The following is a 6,976-nucleotide window of genomic DNA, read 5'->3' on the forward strand; positions in this document are numbered from 1 at the left end:
CCGGACGCCGAAGAACAGGGTCTCCAAGGAACTGCTCGTCGATCCGCCGCATCAGGCCAAGGTCTTGTTCGGCCCGCCCTTGGGCGTGTAGGAGAAAGACGAGCGCGCGATTGACAGCCGCTTGTACAGCGCAGCGCTGGCACGGGGGCGGCTAAGGTGAAATACAGGCTGGAATTGCCGCTATCCAGCTGCACGTCCTGCTTTTGCCCCATCGTCACGCCCATCGCGTGTTGGACTCTGTCATAACACTTGACCTGCCCCGCCGGGGTGGTCCCCGAGGTCCCGCTGGCAAGGCGGACCGTCTCGTGGGGGATGTGTCGGCGACTGTCGGACTGCCGGCCACCATCGTCACCGCGGCCAGCCATGCGACAGGTCGTCTCATCACGTCGTTCGTTCCTGTTGGACCCGGGGTTCCAGCGCGCATGGGCGCGTCGGACATTGCATGTCGTGAATCATCGTCCTCATGGCCCCGCCGACAGTGCAGCCTGTCCGAAGGCGGAAGGTGCCATGGTCCAGGACCGTCCACAGCGAGGTGAGGGCGAAGTCTTCGGGACCGGCGCGAACCGCGTGCTGGCCCTTGATCCAAGCCGTCGGCGCACTACGGTCCAGCGCGGCGGGCCATCGGCCCCCTATCTGGCGGACCTTCTGACGGTTCCCCGCGCCGCCCTGCGGCAAGCCTGTCGGTTGAACGATCTGCGGGCGGAGTTGCCCCGCTGCGGGCAGGTACCCCGGATGCCGGAGGTCGCGGATCTGCGGTGCGTGATCAGCAGACACCGTCGCTGGCTGAACATGGGGCCGCTGGGGCTGTCGCGGACCAGACCTTCGGGCATCTGTCCGCCCTACTTGCTAATGTCCCAAGCGATCTTGGGGCCAGCCTTACCGCGCCCACGGGGTGCCCCGTGTCGGGCGGGGCGGCGCAGGGTCGGGCAGTCGATCGAACTGATGCATGCGGTCCATGCCGAGCCGGTGGGCATCATTGCGATTTGTCGCAGGCTGAACTGCAGCCCCAGATCGTTGCAGCTGGCGTTTGGGGAATGCGGAATTCCCGCGCCGCGCAACTGCTTGGCGCAGGCCCGCCTGTATCATGTCCGTGCCGATCTGCTGTCCGGGCGGACGAATGTGACCTAACCCGCCGCCGAGGCGGGCGTTGTCCACTCAGTTCGCTTTTCCCGACAGTGCCATCGCAGGTTCGGAGTGTTCCCGGCACGGACATTGACGCACCATTGATGAAAGGGGCGTGGGGCAGGCGTTCGACCGGACGCTTCGCATGACAAACTCCGGTTGCGGTTCGTCGATCTTTGAGTGCATTCGGGCATTCGTCTGTCCGCTTCACGAAGTTCCCCTGGACGGCACCCCGACTTTGCCCCGGCGCTTAGATCGCATGGGCGTCTTTGGATGTGATGAACGGACGTAATAGAAGTCATTTCGCGCGGCAGCCGGAATACTGCTGGGGCTAATTGAGCGATCTTTGCTTTTGAGCATCGTGCCACGAGCAGGGTGATCGTAAGGGGGATTCTACGGCGGCTCCTTTACGTCGCAGTGCCAAAATCTGAAAACTCCTGCGGCTCGCCCCGAGGTGGGGTCTCAAACGCTGATGATTGGGATGCAGTATTGTTCGGATTGGCAGTCGGTGCCGCCTTGGGATCATGCGACCGCGTAGCGGGCACCGGGGTTTGAAGTCCGTACGGTTGCGCGGGAACAAAATGCCCCTTTGGATGGGTACACGGGTCCAATCAAAGGCAGGTGCACCATGTTGGAAACGGAAATTCTGAACCTTTCGCGACAGGACCGGGCAGGGGCGCTGTCGCCTTGGTTCGCGCGTAAATTCGCCGAACAGGTGAAGGACGGCCTGTTTCTTCCCGCGCCGGCGTTGCAGCGGGTGCAGGATCACCTGATCGGTCAATTGCAGGACTATCGCCGGCAGGCCGGGGTCGGAACGGCGGTCCTTGGGATGTCGGGTGGCGTTGATTCGGCGCTGACCGCGTCGCTGTTCAAGGCGGCGGGTTGGCAGGTCATCGGACTGACCCTGCCCATCCACCAGGTGCCGGAGGAGACCGACCGCGGCATCGACGCCTGCAAGTCGCTGGGCATTGAGCACTTTCACCTGGATCTGTCAGCGGAATATGATGCCATGGTGTCCGCCATGGCTCGACTGCACCCCGGCATCGTGGCTGCCGATGATGAGGGGGCGCGCACCCGTCGGGGCAACCTGCGCGCCCGATTGCGCATGATGACGCTTTACGACCAGGCTCACCGGCTCGGGGGCCTGGTCGCCAGCACGGACAACTTTTCGGAGCTGGGGGCGGGCTTCTGGACGCTGCATGGCGATGTGGGCGATCTGGCGCCGGTACAGGGTCTGCTCAAGTCGTGGGAGATTCCGTGGCTGGCCCGCAATAGCGGCGTCCCTGAGCACACGTGGCGCGCCAAGCCGACCGACGGGTTGGGAATAGGTGCCGGAGACGAGGCGCAGATCGGCGCGACCTATCTGGAATGGGACATCGTGGTCTTTGCCCTGGATCAGGCGCGCAAGGACGGTCCCGACATGGATATGGCCGATGTCCAGCGGCGCTTGGGCACAGACGAAGATCCGCATGCGCAGAGGATCGTGTCGACCATCGCGACGCGGCTGGGACGGACCTGGTTCAAGCGCGTCAACCCCATCAATCTTGCGCATCCGAAAGCCGATCGGCTTGCGATGATCGACCGGCTGGACGAAAGGCTGTTCCGCCCCGCCATCCTGCGCAGGCAGCGGGTGGACATCGGGTTTCCCGACGATCTGCACGCGTCCGCCGGCACGCTTTGCACGCTGCTGGAGCGGCATGATTGCCGCGTGGTGACGGCGGAATCCTGCACAGGCGGCCTGCTTGCGGCAAGCATCGCGGGCGTGTCCGGCAGTTCCTCCGCGCTGGAGGGAAGCTTTGTCACCTATGTCCCGTCGATGAAGGTAAATGCGCTTGGGGTCTCCGCCCAGCTGATCCAGGAGCGGACGGTCTATGACCCGCAGGTGGCCCGGCAGATGGCCACAGGTGCGCTGGATGCGGCCCCCGGCGCCGGGCTGGCGCTGGCGATCACCGGCGTGGGCGGTCCCGACGACGATCAGGGTAAGCCCGCGGGATATGTCTGCATTGCGGCCTGCCTGCGCGGGGGCGCACCCGTGGTGAGGGAATGTCAGTTCGCGGGCGCGCCTGACGTCGTTCTGACCAAGGCCATCGGTGCCGCGTTGCAGTTGGGTATTTCCCTGCTTGATAGCACAGCAGGCGCGGGCGTGGATGCAGGCCAGAGCGTGTAACGGTGCGGCGTCGCGGATGCGCCTTCGCGATGCCATATCAGGCGCATCTTTAGGCGCAGCTTTTGGGCGAAGCACTGCTCGCACAGATTGTTGGTTTGTTCTGAAGAACTATGGTTGTCACCGGCATTCGCGACGCTGAATCCTCGCACCATAGATTCATTCGGAACAGCCTTCTGGATACAGCGCCGGCGCGGACGCACAGCAGCGGCACCTATTTTGCGCGCCCCATTCATCGCAAAGCGGCCGAAAGTTGCTTGAATTCCAAGAATACTCGTAATTTCAAAAGGCTACGATGATGGAATGCGTCATCGTCAGGTTTCAGCGAAAGATGGGGGGACCGAGTTAGCGTACAGGTTGGGCAATGGTCAGCAGCGGCCACCGCGATGCAGGCCTAGGTCGCAATTCTGATGCCATGTCGAAATCCGCCGCGTCTTCACGGTTTATCAAGGGCTCTTGCATAGCGTCGATCGGGCCGACGCATCAGACCACGCGGATCGGCGCATGCGCGTCGACAGGCACTCCTTCGGCAACAGGCGCAGGTCAGGCTTGAAGGAGACCGCCTTGTCACTCATCACGGACGCTCATTTCGGCGCGAACATCATCTTGACGCGGGACAGTCTGAAGGATGGCCAGCCCTTTGCCGAAACCCTCAAGGAAATCGACTTCTCGGGGTTTCGCTATCCCGGCGGCGGCGTGACCGAGGATCAGACCTGGGCGAATGGCGGACTGGCGCGGATGTTCGGCGATCCGATCGAACCCGGCAGCGAAAACTATGTCATGACCATCAACGAGGCGTTGGAATATGCCTCCTTGACCGGCAAGCCGATGACCGTGGTCGTGCCGACGTTCCAGTTCTATGACAAGCAGGGGGGCGTCTTCGATCACTCGGGGTTCGACCGCTATGTCGACAGGCTGGAAACGGCGTTGAAGGCGTTTCCCGACGCAGTGGTCAGAGACCTGGAAATCGGCAACGAATACTGGGGCAGCAAGGCTTGGGGCAGCCTGACGGGCCATCAATACGGCGCGATCGCCAATGCGCAGATCCCCAAGCTCAACGACATGATCGAACGGCTGTCCGACGACATGTCCGGCTGGCATGCCCCAGGCCTGGGCGTTCAGGCGGGGGTCCAGTGGCGCGCGACGCAGGGCGCTGACGGCCGATGGACCGCGGACGGTCCGCAGGAGTCCGCAGATATCATCTCCAAGATCTCGCTGGAACATCGCGGAATGATCGACACGGTCTTTCAGCACAGCTACCCGGATGCCAGCACGATCACCCAGAACCTGAACTGGGCGATCCGCCCGATGGAGGTCTTTGAGCGGTTCGAGGGGTTTTCCAGCGATCTGAAGTTCTCACTCTCGGAATTCAACATCGGCGCAAACACGGCCGTCGGCATCGATCAGGGCGCGGCCTGGATCGACGCGTTCTCAAAGGCGGTGGATCGTGGCGTGGATTCGATCGACCATTGGGGCATCGCCTATAATTGGTTGTCGAACAAGTTCTATGACACCCGGTTTCCCGCGGCGGAGAGCGACGGCGGACAGATCGTCGCGATCGCAACGCCGATGGGGCAGATCTACGACATCGCGCAAAGCCATCTGGTCGGCAAAACCACCATGACCGATGCCCATGCCCTGCAGGACATCGCTGTGACCGACGGGATCGGCGTCACCGGCTTTGCGGATGACAGCCAGAAGATCGTCTTTCTGCACAATCCGACCAACGGGGCGGGCAGGGTGGATCTTGGGGGCATCGCCGACGGGATGCACGTCTCGGTCCGGACGCTGACGCCCGCGGATTCGCCGCATTCACCCTGGTTCGACGAATCCGCACGCATGGTGACGGGCGCGAACGGCATTGCCGACGCGCGGGCCGACATGAACGTCATTTCCGGCCCCGGCGTTCAGGATCGCCACGATCTGAGACCGGGAGAGATGATGGTCGTCGTGGTCTCCGATCCTCGCCGCGACCTGGTCATCGAGGGGGCGCATAACGTCACCGATCCGGCCACCGGGATGGTCGACGACCTGATCGTCGGCGGGCTGGGTCACGACATCCTCCGCGGCCATGTTGGCGATGACACGATAGAAGGGGGCGGCGGCAGAAATGTCCTGTCCGGCGGCAGGGGGGACGACGTTCTTGTGGCATCGGATCAGGGCGACGTGATCTTCGCGGATGGCGGCGACGACACCGTGACAGGCGGCGACGGCGACGACATGATCGTGGCCAGCAGCGACGACCCGCGGGATCACAGCGTCCTTGAAGGCGGCGGGGGACGAAACCTGTTCATGGTCGGCAATGGCGGCGATGCGTCCATCCTGGATTTTTCGACCCGGGACCATATCGGCTTTGGCGGAGCCTTCGCGGATGCGGGGGCACTTCGCGACGCATCACAGGTGATCGATAGCGACATCGTGGTGGGGCTTCCCGACGGAAGCCAGGTCATTCTTGCCGGTCAGGCCGAGCGGATCGACATGCTTCACGAACAGGTCCTTGATTTCATGGACCATGATCGGATCGTCGAGGTGACGGACAGTTATCTGAACGGGCTGACGCATGACCAGGTTGTCGAGGTCTTTCGCCAGGGGGAGGGACACTTCGATCAGCCGGACCAGCAGGGTACGTCGATCTACTTCGACGAGCTGGAAGCGACGATGGCTCGTCTGGAACTGCGAGATGATGACGAGGGTCTTCCGGACGACGACCTGCCCGTTCGACCGGTCGACGAAGACGACCTGCCCTACGTTCCGCCGGTTGCCGACGATCCCCACACCCCCGACCCGGACGATCCCTACGCAGATCAGGATGAGGAATCTGCCTCTGGCGGCGCCTGTTTCGTCGCAACGTCCGCCTATGGAAATCCCTGGCATCCCGACGTCGTTGCGTTGCGCGCGTTCCGCGACAACTACCTGATCAAGACGGGGGCTGGTCGCTTGTTTGTGAGGGTCTACTGGATCATCGGACCGAAGCTAGCGGCCCGCACACGGCCCGACCAATTTCATGCACGCGCCGTCCGGTCGACACTTTCTCGGTTTGTCGCATTGCTGAGGTCGACCGATCTGACCGCTGGAAAGTGATTAGTAGGGTGGTTCGCGATCACCTGCCGGGTTGAGCAATCGCTCGACGCGCGGAGCTTTCATCTCGCGCAGCGGGGCGGGCGATTGCGGTGGTGAGGGTCAGCGCGTAGTCAGGCGGGGTCTGGTGATCCGGGGCCGAATGCGGGCGCTCGGTGTTGTAGTCGGCGGCCCGGTCAGCGATCACAACACGCGCATAAGCCAGGTTGCGGAACATGGTATCATTGAGCAGCTTGTCGCGCATCCGGCCGCTGAAACTCTCGACGAAGCCGTTTTGCATCGGCTTTCCCGGCGCGATGCAGTGCCACTCGATCCGATGCTGGGAACACCACCGCAGGATGGCGGTCGATGTTAGTTCGGTGCCGTTGTCTGAGACAATCGTTCCAAGCTTCCCTTGACGCTCGATTCGAGCCGATTGCTCTCGTGCGACGCGCCGTCCGGATATCGAAGTATCCGGGATCGCCGCGAGCGCACGGATTGAGGTGCCCCCTGAAAGCTGGGCACTGACGTAAGCTCTGTTTTTGCTGTCTGCTGATCTTCATCACGAGGGAGATCGACGATGTTGAAACGAAAGCGGCACGCCCCTGGGTTCGAGGCGAAGGTGGCACTTGA

At 62.9% G+C, this 6,976-nt stretch carries 2 protein-coding genes and 1 pseudogene; 2 read left to right on the top strand and 1 reads right to left on the bottom strand.

Annotated elements, in window-relative coordinates:
* Nucleotides 1-1,750 precede the first annotated feature (1,750 nt).
* Both nadE and LZ686_RS18640 read left to right on the top strand, forming a co-directional pair.
* Nucleotides 1,751-3,289, top strand: a complete 1,539-nt coding sequence (gene nadE, locus LZ686_RS18635; RefSeq protein WP_349548751.1) for an NAD(+) synthase — start codon at nucleotides 1,751-1,753, stop codon at nucleotides 3,287-3,289.
* A 561-nt stretch (nucleotides 3,290-3,850) separates the two neighbouring features.
* Nucleotides 3,851-6,367 (top strand): CFI-box-CTERM domain-containing protein, encoded by a 2,517-nt coding sequence (locus tag LZ686_RS18640; RefSeq protein ID WP_349548752.1) that lies wholly within the window; start codon nucleotides 3,851-3,853, stop codon nucleotides 6,365-6,367.
* Between the two features lie 19 nt (nucleotides 6,368-6,386).
* On the opposite strand, the pseudogene LZ686_RS18645 reads toward LZ686_RS18640, so the two are convergent.
* Nucleotides 6,387-6,833 (bottom strand): annotated as a pseudogene (locus LZ686_RS18645) (transposase family protein); the annotation flags it as partial.
* Nucleotides 6,834-6,976: the final 143 nt, after the last annotated feature.

It is taken from the genome of Paracoccus sp. NFXS7 (genome assembly GCF_040148865.1).
Lineage (GTDB): Bacteria > Pseudomonadota > Alphaproteobacteria > Rhodobacterales > Rhodobacteraceae > Paracoccus > Paracoccus marcusii.

Excerpts from the sequence above, each read along its gene's own strand:
- nadE (WP_349548751.1), top strand. The coding sequence starts at position 1,751 with ATGTTGGAAACGGAAATTCTGAACCTTTCGCGACAGGACCGGGCAGGG.